Source organism: Methanomassiliicoccus sp., assembly GCA_012719175.1.
Taxonomy (GTDB): domain Archaea; phylum Thermoplasmatota; class Thermoplasmata; order Methanomassiliicoccales; family Methanomassiliicoccaceae; genus UBA6.
In genome coordinates this window covers 1-22,984 of sequence record JAAYAX010000011.1, presented here as the reverse complement: position 1 = coordinate 22,984, position 22,984 = coordinate 1, and the positions used below count along the sequence as shown (strand labels likewise).

Sequence of the window (22,984 nt, the reverse complement as noted above, 5' to 3'; positions counted from 1 at the left end):
TAGTCGGGAGTCGAAGGAAAAGAGGATCGTTAAGAATGTGAAAAAAGGGTTTGAGGTCAAAGCTGGATCTCAATGCCCAGCTTCTCCGTCAGCTCCTTGTAGCGGTTCCTTATGGTGACCTCTGTGACCCCCGCTATATCAGCGACCTCCCTCTGCGTCCTGCGCTCGTTGCACAGTATGGAGGCGATGTAGATGGCAGCGGCGGCCACGCCAGTAGGACCGCGACCCGAGGTCAGCTCCTTCTTGGCCGCGTCCTTGAGGATCTCCGCGGCCTTGGACTGCACCTCGCCAGTGAGCTTGAGCTCAGAGCAGAACCTCTGCACGTAGTCCTGAGGTTTGGTGGGCATGAGCTTGAGCTTGAGCTCGCGCGTCATGAAGCGGTACGTCCGGCCTATCTCCTTTCTTCCCACACGGGAGGAGTTGGCCACCTCGTCCAGGGTCCTGGGGACATTGCACTGGCGGCAGGCCGCGTACAGGGAAGCGGCGACCACGCCCTCGATGCTGCGGCCGCGGATGAGGTTCTTGTTGACCGCCTTTCGGTACACCATGGCCGCGGTCTCGCGCACGTTCCTGGGCAATCCCATGGCCGAGGCCATACGGTCCAGCTCCGACAGCGCGAAGGCGAGGTTCCGCTCCGTGGCATTGGACACCCTGATCCTGCGCTGCCACTTGCGGAGACGATACAGCTGGGCCCTGTTCCTGGTAGGGATGCTCTTCCCATAGCTGTCCTTGTTCTTCCAGGAGATCTCTGTGGACAGACCCTTGTCGTGGATCGTATAGGTCATGGGCGCGCCGGTCCTGGCGCGTTTCTCTCCCTGCTCTACGTCGAAGGCCCTCCACTCTGGTCCTTGGTCGATGAACTGGTCGTCCAGGACAAGACCGCAATCCTCACAGATAAGCTCGCCCCTCTCGTAATCCCTCACAAGGTGTTTTCCACCGCACTCAGGGCATTTCTCAATCTCTTCGGTCCCTTCTCTTACCTTTGTCATATCTTGTGGCCTCCTCGACGTAGACCTGCTTCCCCACTGCTGCTAGCAGGTTGCTTCGTCCTACCGGCTCGACCATGATATAAGGTGAATCCACGGGACCGAAGACCCTACGGATGTAGCCCAAAGGCTTGTTCCTATTGTCCACGATCCTATCCCGGGAACCGGGCGCGAAAGTTCCTCTGACAATGAGCTTGCCATCAAAACTTATTTCCTGGATAACACCCAAAAGCTTCATATTCACCAGGGGTCTGAAGACCGGTATGTTCAAGTACAATGATTAATCAGTATTTAAACCTACCGATAGACATATTTATTTTTCGTCTCCCCCATCATAAATGATAATTTCGTACGCTTCAATACCAATAATGATTTGTTCACCCTCGATGATGCTCGCACCATGGAGATATCCCCGGACCATCCCCGCTACCGTTCCCTGGTGATAAGAGAGAGGATGTCGGACCTGGTGAAGGAAGGTGTCGTAGCACCCACTGGCCTCATCGCCCATGGGCGGGGAGAGGCCTTCGATTACTTGCTGGGAGAGAGGACCTCGGACACCGCCCGGTTGGCAGAGCGCACGGCAGCGGCATATCTTCTGGAAGCGAGGCGTCCGGTGATAACCATCAACGGCAACGCTGCCGGGTTGTGCGCCGAGGGCCTGCTGTCCCTGGCCCGCGCCGTCCCCGCCATGGTGGAGGTCAACCTATTCCATCGCAGCCCGGAGAGGGTGGAGAGGGTGGTCTCTTACCTGGAGCGCTTGGGCGGAGAGGATGTCCTGGGCCGGGTGCAGTCCTCCAGGCTGAAAGGCATCGCCTCGGACCGGGCGATGTGCTGCACCGAGGGGATCTATGCCGCGGACGTGGTGCTCATCCCCCTCGAGGACGGGGACCGCGCGGGAGCGCTGGTGAGAGCCGGCAAGAAGGTCCTGGCGGTCGACCTCAACCCCCTCTCCCGCACATCCCTGGAATCCCACGTCACGGTCGTGGACGAGCTCACTCGCGCAGTGCCCAACATCGAGCGGGCGGTGAAGGAGCTGGAGCACGACGTCCCAGAGAGGAGGAGGCTGATCGCGGAGTTCGACAACTCTCTCAACCTCCGCCTCTCCAGGAAGCTCATGTGCCAGCTGCTGGAAGGCGAAATGAAATAAAGGGGCTCCCCGTTCCTCGGAACTGAGTATCATGGACGAGCTCATCGGCAAGGGAGTCAGGCGGCTGGAGTGGGCGCGCGCGCATATGGGCGTGCTCCAGGCCATAAGGGAGCGCCTGGTCGAGGATGGAACGCTGAAAGGGGTCAAGGTCGCCATGGCCTTGCACGTGGAGGCCAAGACCGGGATCCTCGCGCTGACCCTCGCCGAGGCAGGGGCCGATGTCCGCCTGGCCAGTTGCAATCCTCTGTCGACCGACGACTCCGTGGCCGCAGCCCTCCAGAGCCACTACGGTCTGGACACCTATGCCAAGAAGGGCGAGAGCAACGAGGAGTACTACGCCAACCTCAACGCCGTCCTGGACATCAGGCCGGACTTCGTCATCGATGATGGCGCGGACCTCATCACCATCCTTCACACTTCCCGCCGCGAGCTCCTGGGGAACGTCAAGGGGGGCAACGAGGAGACCACCACGGGGGTGGTGCGCCTACGCGCCATGGCCGCCGAGGGCAAGCTGGAGTTCCCCGTCATATCGGTCAACGATGCGCACATGAAGTTCATGTTCGACAACCGCTACGGCACCGGGCAGTCCACCTTCGACGGGTTCATGAACGCCACCAACCTGCTCATCGCCGGTAAGCGCCTGGTCGTCGCTGGCTACGGCTGGTGCGGAAGGGGGATAGCCATGAGGGCCAAGGGCATGGGCGCCAACGTCATCGTGACGGAGATAGATCCGGTCAGGGCCATCGAGGCCAAGATGGACGGGTTCGAGGTCATGCCCATGCTGGACGCTGCCAGGATGGCGGACATAATCATCACCGCGTCCGGGAACAAGGACATCGTCCGAAGGGAGCACCTGGAGGTCCTGAAGGGCGGGTGCGTCATGGGCAACTCCGGCCATTTCGATAACGAGATATCCAAGACCGCATTGGAGGAGCTCGCCGGCCCCCCCATTAGAGTTCGGGAGTCAGTGGACCAGTACACCTTCAGGGACGGTCGTCACGCCTATCTTATCGCAGAAGGCCGGCTGATGAACCTCGCCGCCGGGCAGGGGCATCCCGTGGAGATCATGGACATGAGCTTCGCCATTCAAGCGTTGTCATTGGAGCACCTGGTGAAGGACCATGCAGCGCTCCAGCCCAAGGTCTACAACGTACCCGAGGAGCTCGATCAGATGGTCGCCAGGACCAAGCTGGAGGTCATGGGCGTGAGGATCGACGAACTGACTGCGGAACAGAGGAAGTACCTCCATGGATGGCAAGAGGGCACATGAGGCCGTTCCTTACCGTCTACGGGCATGTGTGCCTGGACCAGATCATGAGCCTCCAACACTTTCCGGAGCCCAACACCTCGGTGGACATACTGGAGAAGCACCGGTACTACGGCGGCACCGGCGCCAACATAGCTACCGTGGCCGCTTCCCTGGGGGTGCCCACGTCCCTGTGCTCCTTCGTCGGCCCCGACCTGCCCCCCGACTTCCGCTGCTTCATGGAGGATAGGGGCGTAGATCTCTCGGGCGTGAAGACCGTGGAGGGATACGAGACCTCCACCGTTCTCCTGGTGACCGACTCTAAGGAGGACCAGGTGGCCTTTGTATATCAGGGGCCCATGCGCGACATGGGCAAGTTCCCCGTGAACGCCGCAGCGGTCCGGGACTCCCGCTTCGTTCACATCTCCACGGGGAGACCGGAGCACTACCTGCCGCTGATGGAGGAGTGCCGGAGGCTGGAGAAGGACCTGTCCTTCGATCCGGCCCAGGAGATACATCACATATGGGACCAGGACTCGTTCCGCAGGGCGCTGCCCCTTGCGGACCGCTTCTTCTGCAACAGGAACGAGCTCCGCACCGCCCTTAATTATATGGGCGCGACCTCACCGGAGGCCCTGCTCGGCGACGTGAGCACGATCATCAACACCTGCGGGGCGGCCGGCTCCCTGGTGTTCACCGGCAAAGGCACTTGGGCGGTGCCCGCGGCTAAGCCTACCAGGGTGGTGGACCCCACCGGTGCCGGGGATGCCTTCCGCGCCGGCTTCTACGCCGGGCAGTACTATGGGCATGGCCTCCTGGAATCGGTGGCGTACGGTTGTGCCACTGCCTCGTTCGTCCTCGAGACCAGGGGCTCGCTCACCAACATCCCCACCTGGGAGATGGTGGAGGACAGGGCCGAGCCTGTTCTGTCCCGCCTTCCTGGATGATGCATTCCGCGGTCTCAGTAGCCAGGTAATCATTGGAGGTCGAAACATTTAATATGGCAGATAAACTAATGGGGCTCTAAGGTGAGAGTTTGGCAGTGGGGTTTGTCTTGATCAGCACGGCACCGGCCAAGGAGCATGAGGTGTACAATGAGCTCCTCAAGGTCAGAGAGGTCGTGGAACTCCATCCCCTCTTTGGAGAGTACGATCTGATCGCGAAGATCGAGGCGGATGATTTCAACCTCCTGGGTCAAGTTGTGGTGGATGCTATCCGCTCGATCCCCGGGGTCATTGACACCAAGACGCTCACGGGCATTAAATTCTAAAGACAGGTGAAAAAATGGAACTGATGGAATTCCTGACTATACTTCTGATGACTTTGGGCCTCTTCCTGGTGTTGGCCGGCGTGTTCACTGCCTACTTTGGGAGCGGCAAGAGCCGCACGATCGGTGTGGTCCTGCTCGTCGTCGGCCTGCTCATCGGAATAATCTGGGTGGCCCTCAGGCTGATGGACCCGACCTCCACTGGCATGATAAATATCAGCATCGGTGCGACCATCTGGACGGCTTTCCTGAACATCCTGGCAGCCCTCATCGGGGCCCTCATCGCCATCGGCCTGTTCCTGCTGGCCATCATGAAGTCGTGATCGTCCAGAGATCAAACCCCTTCCCCGCATAACCTTTTTTAGCCGTTCGTTATTTGCATCTCTGATGCCACAAGTCCTCATCATCCTGGGCAGCAAGAGCGATGCCCCGGTTGCCAAGAAGGCCACGGACGTTCTGCGAGAGTTCGGTGTCAGCAGTGAGACCGTTATCGCATCCGCTCACCGCACACCGGACCGGGTAAGGGAGATAGTCACCACCAGCGATGCGGATGTGTACATAGCCATCGCCGGACTGTCGGCCGCGCTGCCGGGTGCGGTGGCCTCGGCCACTGTACGTCCTGTGATCGGCGTCCCGGTCAGCGGAAAGGTGAACCTGGACTCCATACTTTCCATCGTGCAGATGCCCAGCGGCATTCCGGTCGCGGCGGTGGGGCTGGACCGCGGTGACAACGCGGCACTGCTGGCCCTTCAGATCCTGGGGCTGAGGGACCAACATCTGGCTTCAAAACTGGTCAAACACCGTCTGGACATGGCCGAGGCCGTGGCCCGCGATTCCGAGGAGGTGAACAACGATGTTCAAGCCTGAAAAGTTCGTCGATGAGCAGATCGAGGAGATGAGGGCCAAGATCAAGGGCAAGGCGATAATCGCCTGCTCGGGGGGCGTGGACAGCACCGTGGCCGCGGTCCTGGTATCACGGGCCATAGGCGACCAGCTGCTGACGGTGTACGTCAACAATGGCTTCATGAGGAAGGGCGAGACCGAGGAGGTCGGCAAGATGTTCGACTCCCTGGGCATCAACTACCGCCTGATCGATGCCAGTGACGAGTTCTTCGATGCACTGAAGGGTGTAACGGAACCGGAGAGGAAGAGGAAGATCATCGGCGAGAGGTTCATCCGGGTGTTCGAGCGGACCGCCAAGGAATACGGGGCCGAGTACCTGGTGCAGGGCACGATCGCCCCTGACTGGATCGAGAGCGGCGATGGGGTCCGGGACGTCATCAAGAGCCATCACAACGTGGGCGGCTTGCCTAAGGACATCAACATGACGCTGGTAGAGCCGCTAAGGGACCTATACAAGGACGAGGTCAGGAAGGTCGCGAGGTACCTCAACGTGGAGGTTGCAGAGCGCCAGCCATTCCCCGGCCCCGCCCTGGCCATCCGCGTGCTGGGAGAACCGACCAGGGAGGCCGTGGAGATAGTCAGGGAGGCTTGCGCCATCGTGGAGGAGGAGATCGAGAAGGCCTCGGAGGAGGGAAGGATGGAGCGCCCCTGGCAGTACTTCGCCGTTCTCCTGCCCTGCCAGTCCGTGGGAGTCCAGGGCGACAACCGCGCCTATGGCAGGACCATCGCCGTGCGGTCGGTCGAATCGATCGATGGCATGAGCGCTTCGTACTCCAAGATACCGCACGAGGTGCTGGAGCACATCTCGGTACGCATCACCAACGAGATGAAGAGCGACGTCAACCGGGTGGTCTATGACATAACACATAAACCTCCCGGGACCGTAGAATGGGAATAGCCAGCATCTATCTGGAATGATAGAGGCTTGTCGTTCCAAACCCCTTTTTCCTTTGGGGGGACGACAATAGGCCGGGCTATGGCGGCCCTGCTCGCAATGTTCTTTGCGGCATTGATGTCTGCGTGATCTCGATGACCACACCGAGTGCATCTAAACTGAGATTTTACCCTGTTCTCAGGAGTACAGCATCCACATTCAGAGCAAATCATAGAGGTGTCGTGCGAGTCGACAAAAAAAACGGGAACTCCAGCGATTTTTGCCTTGTACTGAATGAAGGACTGTAGCTGATAGAAAGCCCAATGATCCCTTTCCTCCCTATGCCGCTTACTAACCGTTTCCACAGTGCGTATTCCTTTGAGGTCTTCAATAGCAATAGCTCTGTTCGTGCCTTTAGCAGCTAGAACAATGGCTTTCGAAATGCAATGGTTTTGATGGGTCTTATTGGCAGATTCCTTTCTTGAGATTTTTTTCAGATGTTTCTGAGCTGACTTTGTTCCAACATGTTGGAGCTTCCCTCTGATCTGCTTATATCTCCTCCTGACCTTTCTTGAACTCTCCCCGCTCATCAGTTCTCCGTCTGATGTTGCAGCAAGATTGGCTATACCAACATCCACTCCTAAGAATCCCTGAGGTTCTAGCTCAGGGGCCTCTGGAACTTCATAAACTAAATTTAGGTAAAATGAACCTCGAACATATACTAGGTCCATTTGATTTCTGAAAGAAGATCTGTGGATCAAAGGCATCCGCGATTGGATTTTAATATTCAACCTGCCACTTAATGTCGTAAGAGATAAAGTATCCTCAGATTTTATAGCAAGTATCCTGGCATCATAGATTAAACAACCACGCTTCCTAAAAAGATGGACAGCACTTTTATCTTGTTTATAGGTTTCAACCACTTTTGCTATGGCTCGAATGGTTAATTGTGCAGGTAGATGAAATTCTGATCTTATCTCGTGGTACACTATTTTATGAAGAGGATATATGTCAAACGCCTTTTCTGAAAATGCATAAGCTGATATTTTATCGCATGCCGCATTGAAAATTTCCATAGTCTCCAGTAGTATCCTTTTATCCTCGCTTGTGGGCACCAACTTGACCTTCTCAGTGAGGAGCATAAAAATGAGACGATTTCTATTTATATCCCCCTTCCGGCCGGGGGTCCCCGAAAGTGCCGAAAGTGGCCGTTGTGAGAATAGATAACAAGGGAGCAAGGGGAACGGGGGTGGGCATGACCAGGCGTAGTGGAATGGCGGCAAGAAGACCATGATCGATCTCGTTAGGGGCGTCCCCCGAAGACCGAGATATGAGATGCCTAAAAAGAGGCGGTCCGGTCCCCACGGCCTCAAACCCCACCATAGGGCTCGGTCCGGCAATAGCATTTATTAATTAAAACAGACCAGATTCCTGACGATATGATGAGGGTCAGATACGCTACCATGATCGTCAAGGACATGAACGAGTCGATAAAGTTCTACACCGAGGTCATGGGATTCCAGATAGAAAGCCGGTACGATCCCCGACCCGGGGTGAAGATCACACTATTGAAAGGGGAGGGGGACGCCATGATCGAGATCATCGAGGACACCGTCCATGACATCGGTCTTTTCTCGGTGGGAATGGAGGTCAAGGATCTGAACGCCACATTGGACGAGCTTAGGTCCAAAGGGGCCAAGATCACCATGGAGCCTGTGCCCATAACGGTCGGCACCCTCGCTTTCCTGGAAGACCCCAACGGCGTCCGGATCGCGCTGATCCAGCATGGTCCGTAGATATGACCTGTCAGATCGCATGGCCGCCCCCTGGCGCAGCATCGTTCGCAGCGCGAACCACATTCTTTGCTCCTGTCATCCTCGTGGGAGCGGTAAACGATCAGACGGTGGCCCCGTGGCAGTAATCGGGGATCAATCGATCAAGGCCTCGACCTCGTCCAGCGACGAGATGACATGATCGGCCTCCACCTCGGCCGGGGGGCAGTACTTGGACCTCTTCAGGACGGCCCTCATCCCCACTCCCTTGGCGCCCTTGATGTCATGGGCCAGGGAGTTCCCGATGTACATGGCCTCCGATGCCGTCACACCCAGATTGGAGAGGGCGATCTTGAAGACCTTGGGGTGCGGTTTCCGCAATCCGACGTCGGTGCTGAACACGTAATCATCGAAGAACTGGTCCAGGCCGAAGTGCTGGATGTCCCTCATGGAGTACTCTGAGGGCAGCCCCCAGGCCACATCGGATATGAGACCTATGGACATTCCCCGCTCCTTGAGGCCATGGAGCAGCTCTATCGCTCCGGCGACCAGTTTCCTGTCCTCCTGGAGGGCGTTGTAGAACAACTCCAGGCACTGGCCGAGATTATACTCGTCCAATGCCCCGTATCGTTCCAGGCACTCCCCCATCAGGTCCACCAGCGGCACCTCTATCATCTGGGTGCTCTTCCTGTCCCGGGCCTGACGCAGGCTGTTGGAGAGGTACGCGGTGAACTCCTCGCGGTCGATGCTCGGCGAGATCGATGCAACCATGTCATAGATGCGGTTCACCACCCTCTCCTCCGGGCCTGTCCAATCATCATAGTAATCGATCAGGGTGTGGCCAAGGTCGAAGATAACCGCCTTCATGACTATGCAAAATGACCCCCGGCTATTAAACCTGTCACCCTTAAATACGAGAGGCAGGAGGGAACGATGCTGTGTTGGGGCGTTCCTGAAAAAAGCCAACATGGCCCAGCCATGCGGCCAAAGCTCCACGTTTTTTCTGTTGAAGGTGATAGATATTAAAACAGGGATGACGCATTAGCGGGCTAATGCGCGTCTACGTGGTGGACAACGGCGGTCAGTGGACCCATCGCGAGTGGAGGGTCCTCAAGTATCTGGATGTGGACACCAGGATCATCCCCAATAACACTCCCTTCGATCAACTGGACGTTGACGCACTGGTGCTGTCCGGAGGCTCACCCCACGTCGCCGATGAAGGGGAGAAGATGGGCTGCAACGGGGAGTACCTCGACCGGGCGGACTTCCCCATCCTGGGTATCTGCGCCGGGTTCCATTTCATGACCAACCATTTCGGTGGAAGGACCGAGGCCGCGGGCAAGCCCGAGTTCGGTAAGGCCACCCTCATCGTGGACGAGGAGGATGAGATATTCCGCGGCCTGCCCCATGAGTTCGTAGTGTGGCAGAGCCACAATGATGAGGTAACCAAGGTGCCGGAGACCTTCCAGGTCCTGGCCCACACGAAGAGCTGTCCCGTGGAGGCCATCAAGGTCAAGGACCGGCCGTTCTATGGCCTCCAGTTCCATCCGGAGGTGGAGAACACCGAGCATGGCTCTGAGATCTTCCAAAATTTCCTGCGGGTGGTCGAGGAATGGCACCGCTGAGCCCCGAGGACCGTCAGCTGTTGGAGGAAGCATTGGAAGCCATGCTCCACAATGAGACGCTGGAGCATTCCCTGGGACGGGTGCTGCGCAAAAGGGGACTGGACTTCCAGAGGTACATCTCCATCACCAGCGACCTCAGGGAGCAGAGGAGGAAGGACGAGGACATCGAGTCCGCGGCCCGCCGGCTCATCGCAGAAGGGTGAGAACGAACACCAACAGCAGGAGCGAAGAGATGATGGCCAAGGCCAGCAAGGGCCATTTTCCCCTCAGCGACCGGCCGGATCCGAAGACGATAGGTATCGGTCCTAGAAGAATGACGCCTCCCCACTCCTTTCTTGCACCCTCCTGCAGAGTGTCGTCAGGTTCACCCACGGACCCCAATGACATGGACATGAACGTCAGCGCCAAGCCGCCGAAGATGAGGAGGATGGACAGAGCCATCAGGGCCCCTGAACCGTGGACGACAGGTATGATGAGGAAGAGGGACAGCTCCGCCTGGCCTACGGCCACGGCCCAGGCCAGCAGCAGTACTCCCGCCGCTGTCATCATGATGCCGGTGCTCATAATAGCGCGCTGTCGTCCGCTCATGCGATCCTATCGTTCAGAGGCTCTTCCCAAGATATAATCTCCCTCTGTCCTCATGATCTTTAACGGTTCATCGGAGACAGGATGGAAGCTGGACCGCGCGCCGCCCTCGAACGTTATGGTCAACTGGGTGTTCGCGGACCAGATGTATGAGACGTACAGCTTCCCGTCCCGAACATCAAAGCCCGTGTCCATGATCCTTCCCTCGTTCAGGTCCTTGAGGGTGCCCAAGCCCTTTCCCACGATCTTGCTGCCATCCCTGATCTCGATTTCCTTTACAGCCCTACCATGGAGGTCGATCTCGACGGTCACCGGAACGTTCCAATATCCTGCGGCCCGGGCGTCCTGGCGTGAGATGGAGTACACCCAGGCGTCGGCGCTGGAGCGCGCAGGGTCGAACCGGACCTCTGTCGACCATCGACCATAAACATAGCTGGCAACCTCTCCATCGGTGGCCTTCCAGTTCTCCAGGCTGTAGTTCGTCTTCTTGTCGTCAATCCAGTGCAAGAGCTCCGGTACGGCGATGGTGCGCTCAGGGTGACCGTAGACCCTCAGGACACCATTGTTCTCCGCGATGCCGTTGACAAGGGAGAACGTGGAGTTCCAGCTCTGGGGGTTGTCCCAGGACAGGGCGCGGGCCGCGTCCATAAGGTCCATGGCCTGGTACGGATGCCATCCACCGCCGGTTCCGAGGTATCCGCCGATGTCGTACCAGGAGCCTATCTGGGTGTGGTTACCGGCGGAGCCTGCCGTCAGCTCCGATGAACGGCCATCGATGCGGATGCCGGCGAGATAGAGGGCGTACATCATCTGGTAAGAGGCCTTGTTCCCGGGATTGGCCATGGAGATGTAGGTGTCCCCCCTCCCCCCGTTGGCCGGGGCGTCCCATCGGCTTGCGAACGCATAGGAGCTCTTGAGGTGGGTCATTCCGCTGTCAGCATCGGCGACGGCCGAGGCCCAGAACTTTTTCGCTCCCCCCTCCCAGTCATGAGGGTTGTGCAACGCTATCTCCACGTAAGGTGCGGTGAGGACCTCTTGGGAGGTGGACTCATCAGAGATCGCGGACATGACGTAGGCGGTGAGGGGGTGATCATATCCAGCGTACACGCTGATGATGTCCGCGGGCCCCGTGGAATCGTCCTCCCCGAACACGCTCACCCAGTCCCATCCGTTCCACCACGGGGACACCGCAGCGTTCTCGGCTGATGCTACCATCGTCAGCAGCATGCGGTCATCGAGGACGACCCCGTCCATCTCCACCGAGTAGCTCACGGCCGTCCCCCATTTGGACAGGAGGTCCAGGTATGCCTCGTACCGGCCGCTGGTGGCATTGTATATGGCGACCTTGCCGTCGATGGTGACGACAGCGCCCACCTGTTCCGAGCTTCGTGATGCGTTGTACTGCGGTGCATCGGCCCCTTCGACAGAGTACTCGTAGGAGGGACCGGCAAGGGGGTAGCGGGCCGTGGCGCCCCGGCATGCGATATTGTCGACGACCCAGGCCCCGGTGTGGACGGTCGCGGACATGGGAACACTGGGATCGACTCCGTAGCGGGTGAGCACTGTGGAGTTGCTGCCGAGCACCAGCTGGGCAGGGGACCAACCTTCAGGGATCGCGATGACCCCTTGACCGACCTTCACCCCCGATGTGTGGAGCACGGTCACCAGGCAATCGGCGCCGTTCGAGCTCTGGAAAGAGACGATGTAGCGGTCCGGGACGCAGCCTTCCGATGCGTCCTTAATGACTGTGGACGGCAACATGATATCCGATAGGGTCTCCACCGATCCAGACATCACATCGGTCAGGCGTACGAAGTTGTCACCGGGAGTGCCGTAGGATAGCTCCACCGCCATCAGAGCCTTTCCCAGATTATTGACCAGGCTGGCGGTGAGGCCGATCTTTTGCTTCCCCAGGACGGGATCGAAGTGGTTGCCCGCCTGGGGAGCGTAGCACTCGAAGGATATGTTCCAGCTATCGCCCATTACCTGAGGGGTGTAGCGCAGCAATACCTGATCGGTCACATTGGCGCGGAGCATGCACCATACTCTGCCGTCCAGGATCACGCTCTCGGAGGCGCTGGATTGGATCAGGGACACCTGCTTGTAATAGTTCAGCGTTCCCGTGGCGGCACTGGAGAAGGTCTCCATACTGCCCCACCTATCACCCTCGCTCATCGGACCGGACGAGAGCGAGTTAAGGTCCACCCATGCCCGGGCGGTGTTGTCCTCCAGTGAGGGAGGATCCCCGCCCTGCGCGCCGTTGCCAAGGAGCAGGACCGCGGATACGCTCGATGATACGATGATCAATACGATGAGGAGCGCTCCCAACGACTTTCGGTTCATGGCAGGTGACCCAGAGGTCTTGACAACAACGTCCTTAATTAATAGGTGCTCTCACAGTCTCGCTGTTAGACACTAAGGTGTCCTCGAGCGATTTAGATTGGCAGGAAACGTATTTAATATGACAGCCTGATGAAGGCGCAGGTGGGTTTTGACTTCATTAAAACACCTTGTAATCGAGATACTCCAGGCCCGTGACCTTCAGGTGGTGGAGAGGGACGGCTACCTGTTCGCCCGGAAGGGGGAGAGGGAGGTCCCCTTCTGTCTGCTAGCCTCCAATGACCGGGCTGCGTTGGACCAATTCCTCACCCGGTTCAGCGGCTTTTCGGGTAAGAAGGTGATCGCCACCCTGGTAAAGCTCCCCCCGGCGGCGCTCGCCTCCTTGGATCGCTCCGTCACGGTGTGGGACCAGGAGGCGTTGGAGCATGAGCTGGGACGCACCCGCATCGAGGGAGTGATGGGGAAACAGGAGGACGGGCTGGTGGACGAGCTCATGGCCGACGATTTTCCCAAGATGGTCTCTCCCGCCCTCCTCGAGGATATCAAAGCTCCCGCCGTAGGCGAGAGGATCGTTCGCCCCGTGGTCGGCCTGGATGATGTCAAGGAGCTATCCCGGCAGACCGTGGCGGGTTTCGCCCACCGGCTGGAGCTGGTCCCTCACTTCGTATATGGCTATGTCTGCCCCCTGTACATGGACGGCGAGAAGGTGGGCGTGGAGAAGGGCGCCCTGTCCATCAACAGCCTGACCCACAGGGTGGAGTCGTGGAACGACCGCACCGAGGTCATCTACGCCCTGGAGGAGGCCCATAGGACCCTGGAGCCGTCCATAGGCATGGACGACGCCATGAGGCTTGCCCGTAGGGAACTGGTCAAGGTCAACTCCTACGAGAAGGAGCTGATCAGGGAGGAGAACAACGTCACCATCATCGAGAAGAGGAAGGTCGCCCCCCGTGATGAGGAGATAGTCCTCGATGACCGGGGCGTGTTCTACATCCCCATCTGGTGTGTCGAAGGCGTCCATGGGATGATGATGGTCAATGCCGGCACGGGCAAGGTCCTCAGTGAGGACTACTACCGCATCTGAGCGCCAGCACGCGCTCCAAGCGCTCTGTAATCTTGCTCCAATGGGAACCCCTCCAATACAACTGACCACAGTCCTGGCATTTGTAGATCCGGTCCTGTGACCCCCTCACCCGGGGAGGCGCCTGCGTCCATTCCTGGGGCGTGGCATCGCGGAGCGCGCCGTTGCATATCGTGCACCTCGTGCATCTCTCCTCGAACGTAAGTCCCAGATCACAGGACACCTGCACCAGCTGTTCCTCCAGGGCATCGCTCTCCACCAGCAGGCCCTGCCCCCCCGCCCTCTCCGCCAGCTGATGGTCTCGGGTGAGGACGATCCTGCCCTCCGCCCTGGCCCTGCACAACACCTCCCTGTCGGTAATATGCCGGGCGTAGGTGGTATCATACCCCATGATCCGCAGCCATCTGGCCAGGGAGCCGAGCATCTCATCGGCGAGGAACCTAGGGTCGCTCGGCATTCTCCACCTCGTAGCTGAGGAGGATGCCATCGCCCATCCTATCGGCGGTGGCAAGCCTCAAACGTACGACGCGGTCCTGGGGGAACCCCTCGCCGTCCGCGGGTGTGGGCGAACCCCGCCCACCGATCACTATGCTCCCCACGTACACGCAGTAGCGATCGACCAGACCTTCCCGAAAGAAGGAGAATATGGTCTCCCCGCCACCCTCCACCATGAGCTTCCTGATCCCCTGGGAGTAAAGATGCTCCAGCGTCCGCACCAGGTCCACCTTCCCCCTTCCCGCCCGGAACACCTCACCTCTGGGCCACGTACGCTGGCAGTCCTCAGCCGTGACGATCAGCGTGGCCGCCCTCTCATCGAGGACCTGGGCGCCCTCCGGGATACGGCCCGAGGAGTCGAGGACCACTCGCAGCGGGTTCTCGTCGTAGGTCAGGCCCTTGACCGTCAGGTGCGGATCGTCCGCGAGAACGGTCCCCACGCCCACGAGGATGGCGTCGGAGGAGGAGCGGAGGCTCTTGACCCTTTCCATGTCCTCGCGTGAGGAGATGCGCATCTGCCTCCGCGACCTTCCTGCGATCTTGCCATCGGCGGTCATGGCGCAGTTCACGGTCACCTCAGGCCTCATGAACGAGGGACAGAGGCCGGTGATGATAATACTTCTCACAAATGCATTATTAGTCCATGGTTGGAATCAGTGGACCATGAGCAACATCCGGATAATCGAGATAGAGGAGATGAACATCCGGGGCGCTTACGTCGTCGACGGGTTCCCCTCCGTAGGTCTGGTCGGCTCCATCGTCGCCAATTATCTGGTGAACTCCCTGGGACTGAGGCAGATAGGAGTGGTGGATGCGGACACCTTCCCCGCCGTGTCTATGATCAAGAGCGGCATTCCTACCAGCCCTGTGAGGGTGTACGCGGGGGAGATCAATAAGGGGAAGGACCGCATGGTGGTCTTCGTTTCTGAGTTCCAGCCCCTTCCACAGGACATAAAGGAGCTGGGAAAGGTCATCATGGACTGGGTGGAGGACCACAAGTGTAGGATGATCATCTCGCCGGAGGGCATCAGCACCAAGCAGAGCAATCCCCCTCCTGACATCAAGGACGTCATCGATCACGTCATGGGGGTGGGGTCCACAGAGGAGGCAAGGAATATGCTGAGCTCCAATCAGATCCCCATCTTCGAGGCCGGGGTCATCGTGGGCCTGTCCGGCGTCCTCCTCAACGAGGGGTTCAACCGCCTGTTCGACGTCATCACCATACTCTCCGAGGCCAGCACGGAGTTCCCTGACGCCCGGGCAGCCGCTGCGGTCACCATGGCCATCAACAAGCTCGTTCTGGAAGGCACCCTGGACATCGAGCCCCTGCTCAAGGAGGCCGAGGCTATCGAGAACAGCCTCAAGGATATGTACGAGCGGGCCGGGAAGGAGGATGAGCTGAGGAAGGTCACGGCCCCGGGGATGTACGGTTAGGCAGCACCCTGACCGACACTCCCTGGGCAACGTCTTGCATCTCGAACTCCACGGGGAGGAACTGCCTGAGGAGCCACATCTGGGTCAGGAGGTGCGAGGTGACCTCCCGGACCGTGAACACCGACGGCCCCATGGCCAGTGCCATGTACGGGAGGAGCTGATCGGCGGCGTGCGTATCCAGCGTGCCCGGTCCCTCCATCTCCGTTCTGAGGCAGCTCACCGCCGCCTCCCCTACCCTTTCCGCGGGGACCCCCTTCTCGCCCAACCCGTCACCGCCCAGCACGGTATGACGGTAGCGGGCGTAGAGAGCGGTGCCGGCACCGGTGGAGGGACCGGCGGAGCGGTGGGCGCGCAGCTCGAGGTTTCCACCGATGAAGGCCTTGCGGCAGGCATGCTCCATCCTCTGGGCCACGTGATCGGGCAGGTTCTGGGAGAAGCAAACTCCCCCTACTTCCTCCATCTCCCCCCGGGCCTGCAGTCGCAGGGGGGTCAGGGATGGGCAGGGGGCCAGCGAGGCGGTGACCCTTCCCCCGCCCTGGGGATAGAAACCCCGCCTCTCCAACTGGAGGTCGACATCATACCCCATCCTCTCCAGAAGAGGGTACAGCACCTGGTAGTAGTAGTCCACGGGAGGGGACATCCTCACGTTGGTCCCGCCGATTATCTCCAGCTCCGTGACGGCCGGAGACATCAGTGATGCCAGCATGCACGCCTGCAGCACCAGGGTGATGCTGCCGGCGGTTCCCACGTCAAGCTTGTAGGAGCCTCCGATGACCGGCCCCGGCCGGAACCGTATGAAGGTGGAGCCGACGTATGCGTTTTCCACCTCGGCATCGCACAGAGCGGCCACCCCCATCACCGCTGTGAGGTGCTGGGCCGCCAGCCCCGGTCTCCCCCTCTTGGCACGAATGTCGCTTACCTCGACCTCTATCCCTGTTAGAGCGGAAAGAGCCACGGCGCATCTCAGAAGCTGTCCCCCACCCTCTCCATAGGAACCATCGATCTTCATGACCAGACCTCTCCGCCCCCCATCCTCTTCCGACCGATAATAGCATCGTACTATCGAGCCCCGGCCGTGACCGCGGACCTCCATGACCGTGGCAGGCGCTCCATAACGATCGTCCACAGCTCATGGCCCCAGCTCGATCAACGCGCCCAGGCGAGCGGGCATTACGTGACGATGTTCTGAACCTCCATCCTCTCCAGAACAATGGAATCAATACTGGTTTTACGCTTTCGTTGCCCAACTAGTAACCTTAATGTACGTACTGTCTCAATACTTCAATCGGGATGCACTGGGCCTCGATCGGCGGAGGGCGAGGAGGCTTGGGTAGTGATGAAACCAGATTGAGGTAGACGTCCATACCTAGGCCTACTGAGTGTCCTTTTCCTTGACCGGGCCCTAGGGATGGTAAAGCGGTGACCAACGGTTTCATGTTGGAGGTAGGGGTGATAATGCTGGTGGCCTTCACAGGCGCCGCCCTCGCCGGCCGCTTCAAGCAGAGCGCCATTCTAGGCTACATCGCCGCCGGCATATTCATCGGCCCGTTCATACACATCGAGATCGGCGGGCTAAGTTACCATGGCCTCATCCACGACACCTCCCTCATCAACGCCATCTCGCAGCTGGGAATAATCCTCCTGATGTTCTTTGTGGGCCTGAAGTTCTCCATCACCAAGCTTCGCAAGGTCAGGCGTCCGGCAATAATACTCTCCATATTCAACATCGGGATCAACCTGTTCACCGGCGTGCTGCTGGGAACGGCCCTGGGATGGCCGTTCATGGACACGCTGTTCCTGGCCCTTATAGTGTCTATGAGCAGCGCGGGGGTGGCGTTGAAGTCCCTACTGGAGATGGACCGTCTTAACAATGCCGAGACCGACTTCCTTCTCGGCGTCATGGTGGCGCAGGACTTCATCTCCTCTATCTTCCTCGCGCTCTTAGGAGGTCTGGTGGTGAAGAGCGGCGGCAACGTTACCGTAATGGGCTTCATCGTGGGCGTGGCCATATTCATCGTCTTCTTCGTGGTCCTGGCCTTAGTGGTCATCCCCCGGACCATCTCCTACCTGGTCAAGATGAAGAACGACGAGATGTTCGTCCTCTTCGCTCTGGGTCTGGTGTGTCTCTCCGCCGCGCTAGCGGAGTTCTTCTCCATACCGGGGATGATCGGAGCGTTCTTCATAGGCATGACCTTCGCGGAGACGAGGATCACCGACAGGATAGAGGAGAAGATCGCCCCCTTCCGTGACGCCTTCGTGGCGGTGTTCTTCATGGCCTTCGGGATGATGATCGATCCCACCCTGTTCCCTTCCGTCATCGGGATCGTGGCCTTGGCCGTGGTCCTGGTGATCCTCGACGACGTGTTCCTCACTGCCGTGGTGTCCTTCTTCATGGGATATACACCGAGGCAGTCGTTGTTCGTATCCACTTCCATGTGTGCCCGCGGCGATGAATCGATTCTCTATGCCAGCATTGCCAGGCAGGCAGCGAGTTCCACCAAGGGGGCGGAGTTGTACCCCCTGGCAGGCGCGTTCACCTTCGTGCTCAGCGCTGTCTGCCCCTTCTTGATGCGCCGCAGCTACCGTATCGCCGACGCCCTGGCCCGGAAGATGCCCCACTTCATCAAGTACTCCGCGGGGGTCATCTCCAGGACCCTGGGCAAGATAATCCTCCCGGGTGACGGTTTCCGGCTCTACAAGGGCTCCCGGTCCCTCCTGTGCGCTGAACTATTCTACCTGGCCTGCATGATAGCGCTGATCCTGACCAATGGGCAGGCCCATTACATCGCCTTCGGTCTGACCATCGCCGCCAGCCTCATAGTGTGGGTCGTCCTTCAGAACGTCCTTGGGCCCATCGTGCGGCAGATCAACTACTACAACCTGTGCACGGTCCCTGGAAGCCACATGCTAATAAGCAGGTACGTGGCCTCCTTGGTGATGGCGACGCTGATGACGGCCGCCTGCGTGGCCTTCACCTTCTCCCTATACTGGCCCACAGTATTGCTGATCCTCATGGCGTACTTGATGTGGTTCATCCTGCTGATGAAGGTGTTCTATGACCAGACCTGCGCCGATTCACGATATGCCAAGCATCCGCTGATGCCATATCCGTCCTACAGCTACATGCACAGGCCATCAATGGAGGTTAGCGACAGTCCGCGGTTGAACCATCGCAAACGCTGGAAGGAGTTCTGAACATCTCCGATCACGCCGTCGCCCCGTCCGCCATGACATCGCCGGGTGCGCTAGTGCTCTGGAGACTCACATCTGGGGTGTGATAAGGCCGATAGGGTTGCCTTCAGGATCGGAGACCCAAGCTATGTACCCGACCCCCTGGATGTGCTGCTTCGGCGCAAGGATACTACCCCCTTCGCTCGTTACCCGGTCCATGTAGTCGTCCACCGACTCCACCTGAATGTAGTTGATGGGCACCTGCACCTTTGAGGTACGCTGGTATATGCCCCCGTTCACGCCGGGCTCCAGCAGCATTCCCTTTTCGTCGGTCGGGACCGTGTGCATCACGGCATAGTCCATGCCTGGGACATCGTTGGCCTTCCAGCCGAAAACCCTGCTATAGAATTCCTTCATCATGCCAAGGTCGTTCGCCGGTATCTCGAAGTGTATGATGGTATGGTTCATTGCGACCATGTATGTTTTAGAGCGGTCGGTAGATAATACTGTCCGCAGAAGAGCTTTCCCCTCAACATCAGCTTTGCCGTGGACCACAGAGCTACCAAGGGTCTGGGCCCATGTTCTGGAGAGTATAAAGTAAAATGGGATGAAGATAGAGATGACCGACGATCTGACAGAGGACGTCCTTTAACCTCGGGACCGGGAGGAATGGAGGGGGTGGCTGGAGCAGAACCATGCCCGCTCCAAGGGGGTGTGGTTGATCTACTACAAGAAAAGCAGCGGGAAGAAGAACCTGTCCTTGGACGAGGCTCTCCTGGAGGCCGTGTCCTTTGGCTGGATCGATGGCCGGATGCACCGCCTGGACGATGAAAGGGCAAGGTTGTGGTTCACCCCTCGGCGGAAGGGCAGCCTGTGGTCACGCTCCAACAAGGTCCGGGTGGAGCGTGCGATCAAGGACGGCATCATGACCCCAGCGGGAATGGCCAAGGTGGAGGAGGCTCACCTGAACGGCTCCTGGAACTTCCTGGAGGATGTGGAGGGCCTCCTCATGCCTGACGATCTGGTTCAGGCTCTTGGGGACCGGCCGCCGGCCCGGGAGAGGTTCGATGCTCTCAGCAGTTCCAAGAGAAAACAGCTGCTCGCCTGGATCAAGCTCGCCAAGAGGCCCCAGACCAGAGCCGGACGAATACAGGAGACCGTTCGGCTGTGCCTGGGAGAGAAAGCGTGGAAGGACCTGGGGAGATGAGGCGCAGGCCGTGAGCTCCTCTAATGGTATCGGGGGCTAGTTGCGGTCCCTCTCCCGCTCCACCATGCCCATCATTATTATCCCTGCCAGGAGAACGCGGCGATCGAACTGAGGAGGGAGCTTGGAACAGTCCACATCCCACTCATCGCCTATGATCTTGAACTGCTGCTTGATCTCCGTCACCGGCCGGCCGTACAGCTCTACCACGACCCTCTCGGTGACCAGCCCCCCGAAGGGCAGGTACTTTCGGACCAGCCCCCTCCCCGTCTCCTCGTAGACCCTGCCGATCTGCTGACCATAGGGGTCCAGCAGGTAGTACTCGTCCGCCAGCAGCCCGGACATTATGTTCCTGCGGATCTTACCGACGCATACGTTGGCCGCCGTGTCCACGACAGCAAAGGTCCCCCAGGCATCCATGACCTGTTCCTGGTGTACCCAGAACAGCTCCCGGACCATGGCCTCATCAGCGTAGATCCGTATGTCCTCTCTCAAACGCAGCAGCTTCTGCTTGGTGAATCCCAGGGTCCTGCCCTGACCATCCTCGATCCAGTATTGGTTGGCGATGGCGAGGATCTTCTTGCGGATCTTATAATGTGGCGAGGTCCAGATGCTGTCGGTCAAGGCAATCTCCGGCTTAGAGAGGGTGCGAGATATTTAGAGACTTCATACCGCTTTGATGCCTTTGATATTGATAATGTCTGTATGATAATATATCGATAGCCGGTTTCGCCGCTGATGCCCTTTCGTGACGGTCCATCCTATATCTGTCCCCTCACCTTCCCGCGTCCGAGCTATGAGCATCAGGGCCGGATCATCGTTCTCCACCTCAGCAAGATGATTATGTAGGTCTGGCTCCAATGGTGTTCAGTCAAGGCTATGTCAGGACCGATGAACGACCCCATTCACCACATAACAATGTACCTCAACCCTCTCGCAAACGAGGGCTTGTGGACAGTGGACGCTCACGACCGCACCGACCAAATTAACGAAAGAGGGGCTTCAATCCTAGGTCATACCGCAGAGGAGATGATGGGCCGGCCGACCACCGACTTCTTGTTCCCTGAGGACGTAGATGATGAATTGAACTGGCTAAAGGAGCTCAGGAAGGGGAGGGGAGGGATCTGCGAACGCCGCCTGCGGCATAGGAACGGTTCTGAGGTCTGGATTTCGTCCTCGACCGTTCCGATCTTCGATGATGCAGGCCAATATGCCGGGGCCATGAGGATCTTCTTGGACATCACCGATGAGAGGGGGCCTGGAGTGGGGACGAAGAGGGAAAGGGCCGATCTCTTCTCCACGATGTTTAGCAGCAACCCTTCGGCCATGTCCATCGTTCGTGCCTCCGACTCCCGGCTCGTGGACGTGAACGAGAGCTGGCTTAGGCTTTTTGAGTTCGGGCGCGAGGAGGTCATAGGTCGCTCCGTCAGGGACCTGAACATTTACGATGAAGATCGTTCAGAGATCGGGCACACCATCGTCAGGAGGCCGGGAGAGGGAGGGGCACGCGAACAAGAGGTTCTGGCCCACACCAGACGGGGGAGGCCGTTGACCCTGATGGTGGTCAATGTGAGAGTGACCGTGGATGGGGCGGACCACATCCTGAGCACGGCCGTTGACATCACAGAGAACAAGGCCAGGGAAGAAAACTTCCGCCACCTGATTAAGTATGCTCCCACCGCCATCTTCGAGATAGACTTTCGCGGTCCTAGGCTCACGAGCATCAATGAGGCCATGTCTGACCTCACCGGCTACTCCCAGGAAGAGCTGCTGAGCATGGACCCCGCCGACCTTCTGGTAGGCTCCGATAGAGAGAGGTTCCGTATGGACATCGAGAGGGGACTATCGGGCAAGAGAACTGAGGCCTCGGTCGAGTACAGGATCAGGACCAAGGACGGAGTTACGATAACCGCGGCCTTCAGCCTAAAGTCGAGCTACGAGAACGGGAAACAGGTTGGTGCATTGGTCGTGGGTCATGACGTCACCAAGCTGAGGAGGACCGAGGAGGTTCTCAGCCACCTGAACGAGCGTTTCGAGATGGCCCAAAAAGCGGCACGGGTGGGCGTATGGGACTGGGATATCACCACCGGGAAGATCGAGTGGTCAAAGGAGATGTACAATCTGTTAGGTCTCCACCCGGCTGAGGATGAGGCGAACTTCGACACCTGGAACTCGGTGCTACACCTTGATGATGTTGAGATTGCGAACGAAAGGATCCAGCGGTCGCTGCGGGACCATACCTTCCTCGACAACGAGTACCGGGTGGTCCGCAGGGATGGTCAAGTGATATGGGTAAACGCTCTAGGGCAAGGCGAATACAATGACCAGGGCCAACCTGTAAGGATGATCGGGATATGCGTCGATATCACAGGCCGCAAGACCGTGGAGGAGGCGCTTAAGGAGAGCCAGAGGACGTTCCGTTCGCTGTTCTCCTCCAGCAACGAAGGCATCGCTCTTCACGAGCTCGTCCTCGACCATGATGGAGCTGCACGGGACTACCGTATCGTAGACGTCAATCCAGCGTTCGAGCGGGCCACCGATATGCCTAGGGAGAGGGCCATCGGGGCGCTTGCCAGCGAGCTGTACGGCACTGGTGAGGCTCCGTTCTTGGAAACGTATGCCCAGGTCGAGAGGACAGGTGAACCCATCTTCTTCGAGACCTACTTCGAGCCCATGAGGAGGCATTTCCAGATATCGGCCTTCAAACCGAAGGAGGGGCAATTCGCTACCACCTTCGTCGATATCTCCAAGCTGAAAAAGGCGCAGCGCCAGATAGAGGTGCAAAGAGCCCGACTTAGGACGGTAATAGACAACGCTCCTGGCGCACTTGTGGTTGCCGACGATAAGGGTCGGG

25 protein-coding genes and 1 pseudogene are annotated in these 22,984 nt (G+C 58.8%); 15 read left to right on the top strand and 11 right to left on the bottom strand.

Annotated features, from left to right (window positions below; genetic code table 11):
• Nucleotides 1–56 precede the first annotated feature (56 nt).
• Nucleotides 57–989, bottom strand: a complete 933-nt coding sequence (locus GXX95_07900) for a transcription initiation factor IIB (protein NLT38064.1) — start codon at nucleotides 987–989, stop codon at nucleotides 57–59.
• Nucleotides 955–1,224, bottom strand: coding sequence for an H/ACA RNA-protein complex protein Gar1 (locus tag GXX95_07895; protein NLT38063.1), 270 nt, complete (start codon nucleotides 1,222–1,224; stop codon nucleotides 955–957). The genes GXX95_07900 and GXX95_07895 overlap by 35 nt, the downstream gene beginning before the upstream one ends.
• Before the next feature lie 162 nt (nucleotides 1,225–1,386).
• On the opposite strand from GXX95_07895, the gene GXX95_07890 reads away from it, so the two are divergent.
• The 7 genes from GXX95_07890 to guaA all read left to right on the top strand — a co-directional run bounded on the left by GXX95_07890 (nucleotide 1,387) and on the right by guaA (nucleotide 6,447).
• Nucleotides 1,387–2,133, top strand: coding sequence for a phosphopantothenate/pantothenate synthetase (locus GXX95_07890; GenBank protein ID NLT38062.1), 747 nt, complete (start codon nucleotides 1,387–1,389; stop codon nucleotides 2,131–2,133).
• 31 nt (nucleotides 2,134–2,164) lie between these two features.
• On the top strand, nucleotides 2,165–3,403 hold the full coding sequence (locus GXX95_07885; protein ID NLT38061.1) for an adenosylhomocysteinase: 1,239 nt from the start codon (nucleotides 2,165–2,167) through the stop codon (nucleotides 3,401–3,403).
• Complete coding sequence (locus tag GXX95_07880; protein ID NLT38060.1) at nucleotides 3,400–4,326, top strand: carbohydrate kinase family protein; 927 nt, start codon at nucleotides 3,400–3,402, stop codon at nucleotides 4,324–4,326. The genes GXX95_07885 and GXX95_07880 overlap by 4 nt, the downstream gene beginning before the upstream one ends.
• 89 nt (nucleotides 4,327–4,415) lie before the next feature.
• Nucleotides 4,416–4,649: an Lrp/AsnC family transcriptional regulator gene (locus GXX95_07875; protein ID NLT38059.1), complete on the top strand. Its 234-nt coding sequence runs from the start codon at nucleotides 4,416–4,418 to the stop codon at nucleotides 4,647–4,649.
• Nucleotides 4,650–4,672: 23 nt separating this feature from the next.
• Nucleotides 4,673–4,969 (top strand): hypothetical protein, encoded by a 297-nt coding sequence (locus GXX95_07870; GenBank protein NLT38058.1) that lies wholly within the window; start codon nucleotides 4,673–4,675, stop codon nucleotides 4,967–4,969.
• A 64-nt stretch (nucleotides 4,970–5,033) separates the two neighbouring features.
• Complete coding sequence (gene purE / locus GXX95_07865; GenBank protein NLT38057.1) at nucleotides 5,034–5,513, top strand: 5-(carboxyamino)imidazole ribonucleotide mutase; 480 nt, start codon at nucleotides 5,034–5,036, stop codon at nucleotides 5,511–5,513.
• Entirely contained in the window at nucleotides 5,500–6,447 is a 948-nt protein-coding gene (gene guaA, locus GXX95_07860) for a glutamine-hydrolyzing GMP synthase subunit GuaA (protein ID NLT38056.1), read from the top strand. Before purE ends, guaA begins: the two co-directional genes overlap by 14 nt.
• A 59-nt stretch (nucleotides 6,448–6,506) precedes the next feature.
• On the opposite strand, the pseudogene tnpB reads toward guaA, so the two are convergent.
• Nucleotides 6,507–7,565: pseudogene (gene tnpB, locus GXX95_07855) on the bottom strand (IS200/IS605 family element transposase accessory protein TnpB).
• A 300-nt stretch (nucleotides 7,566–7,865) separates the two neighbouring features.
• Here tnpB and GXX95_07850 point away from each other — a divergent pair.
• The gene (locus GXX95_07850; GenBank protein ID NLT38055.1) at nucleotides 7,866–8,219 is read left to right on the top strand and encodes a VOC family protein; all 354 of its coding nucleotides are present in this window, start codon (nucleotides 7,866–7,868) and stop codon (nucleotides 8,217–8,219) included.
• 132 nt (nucleotides 8,220–8,351) lie between these two features.
• On the opposite strand, the gene GXX95_07845 is transcribed toward GXX95_07850, so the two are convergent.
• Nucleotides 8,352–9,062: an HAD family hydrolase gene (locus tag GXX95_07845; protein NLT38054.1), complete on the bottom strand. Its 711-nt coding sequence runs from the start codon at nucleotides 9,060–9,062 to the stop codon at nucleotides 8,352–8,354.
• A 185-nt stretch (nucleotides 9,063–9,247) separates the two neighbouring features.
• On the opposite strand from GXX95_07845, the gene GXX95_07840 reads away from it, so the two are divergent.
• A complete protein-coding gene (locus GXX95_07840) occupies nucleotides 9,248–9,820 on the top strand; it encodes a GMP synthase subunit A (protein NLT38053.1) in 573 nt (190 codons plus the stop codon).
• Nucleotides 9,808–10,023 (top strand): hypothetical protein, encoded by a 216-nt coding sequence (locus GXX95_07835; protein ID NLT38052.1) that lies wholly within the window; start codon nucleotides 9,808–9,810, stop codon nucleotides 10,021–10,023. The genes GXX95_07840 and GXX95_07835 overlap by 13 nt, the downstream gene beginning before the upstream one ends.
• Here the strand turns inward: GXX95_07835 and GXX95_07830 are convergent.
• Nucleotides 10,007–10,408, bottom strand: a complete 402-nt coding sequence (locus tag GXX95_07830) for a DUF131 domain-containing protein (GenBank protein ID NLT38051.1) — start codon at nucleotides 10,406–10,408, stop codon at nucleotides 10,007–10,009. The two genes, GXX95_07835 and GXX95_07830, sit on opposite strands and share 17 nt — an antisense overlap.
• A gap of 6 nt (nucleotides 10,409–10,414) precedes the next feature.
• A complete protein-coding gene (locus GXX95_07825; GenBank protein ID NLT38050.1) occupies nucleotides 10,415–12,748 on the bottom strand; it encodes a hypothetical protein in 2,334 nt (777 codons plus the stop codon).
• A gap of 148 nt (nucleotides 12,749–12,896) precedes the next feature.
• Here GXX95_07825 and GXX95_07820 point away from each other — a divergent pair, with 148 nt between their 5' ends.
• Nucleotides 12,897–13,829, top strand: coding sequence for a hypothetical protein (locus GXX95_07820; GenBank protein NLT38049.1), 933 nt, complete (start codon nucleotides 12,897–12,899; stop codon nucleotides 13,827–13,829).
• Here the strand turns inward: GXX95_07820 and GXX95_07815 are convergent.
• A complete protein-coding gene (locus GXX95_07815; GenBank protein NLT38048.1) occupies nucleotides 13,804–14,283 on the bottom strand; it encodes a DUF5615 family PIN-like protein in 480 nt (159 codons plus the stop codon). The genes GXX95_07820 and GXX95_07815 overlap by 26 nt on opposite strands.
• On the bottom strand, nucleotides 14,267–14,908 hold the full coding sequence (locus GXX95_07810; protein NLT38047.1) for a 2,5-diamino-6-(ribosylamino)-4(3H)-pyrimidinone 5'-phosphate reductase: 642 nt from the start codon (nucleotides 14,906–14,908) through the stop codon (nucleotides 14,267–14,269). Before GXX95_07810 ends, GXX95_07815 begins: the two co-directional genes overlap by 17 nt.
• A gap of 76 nt (nucleotides 14,909–14,984) precedes the next feature.
• Between GXX95_07810 and GXX95_07805 the strand changes: the two genes are divergently transcribed.
• Nucleotides 14,985–15,755, top strand: a complete 771-nt coding sequence (locus tag GXX95_07805) for a proteasome assembly chaperone family protein (GenBank protein NLT38046.1) — start codon at nucleotides 14,985–14,987, stop codon at nucleotides 15,753–15,755.
• On the opposite strand, the gene GXX95_07800 is transcribed toward GXX95_07805, so the two are convergent.
• Entirely contained in the window at nucleotides 15,730–16,881 is a 1,152-nt protein-coding gene (locus GXX95_07800) for an RNA 3'-terminal phosphate cyclase (GenBank protein NLT38045.1), read from the bottom strand. The genes GXX95_07805 and GXX95_07800 overlap by 26 nt on opposite strands.
• A 293-nt stretch (nucleotides 16,882–17,174) precedes the next feature.
• On the opposite strand from GXX95_07800, the gene GXX95_07795 reads away from it, so the two are divergent.
• The gene (locus GXX95_07795; GenBank protein ID NLT38044.1) at nucleotides 17,175–18,950 is read left to right on the top strand and encodes a cation:proton antiporter; all 1,776 of its coding nucleotides are present in this window, start codon (nucleotides 17,175–17,177) and stop codon (nucleotides 18,948–18,950) included.
• Nucleotides 18,951–19,016: 66 nt separating this feature from the next.
• On the opposite strand, the gene GXX95_07790 is transcribed toward GXX95_07795, so the two are convergent.
• Entirely contained in the window at nucleotides 19,017–19,394 is a 378-nt protein-coding gene (locus GXX95_07790; GenBank protein NLT38043.1) for a VOC family protein, read from the bottom strand.
• 214 nt (nucleotides 19,395–19,608) lie between these two features.
• Between GXX95_07790 and GXX95_07785 the strand changes: the two genes are divergently transcribed.
• Nucleotides 19,609–20,133, top strand: a complete 525-nt coding sequence (locus GXX95_07785; protein ID NLT38042.1) for a hypothetical protein — start codon at nucleotides 19,609–19,611, stop codon at nucleotides 20,131–20,133.
• A gap of 36 nt (nucleotides 20,134–20,169) precedes the next feature.
• On the opposite strand, the gene GXX95_07780 is transcribed toward GXX95_07785, so the two are convergent.
• On the bottom strand, nucleotides 20,170–20,754 hold the full coding sequence (locus tag GXX95_07780; protein NLT38041.1) for a hypothetical protein: 585 nt from the start codon (nucleotides 20,752–20,754) through the stop codon (nucleotides 20,170–20,172).
• A 267-nt stretch (nucleotides 20,755–21,021) separates the two neighbouring features.
• On the opposite strand from GXX95_07780, the gene GXX95_07775 reads away from it, so the two are divergent.
• The coding region (locus GXX95_07775; GenBank protein ID NLT38040.1) for a PAS domain S-box protein at nucleotides 21,022–22,984 on the top strand (1,963 nt) is incomplete at its 3' end.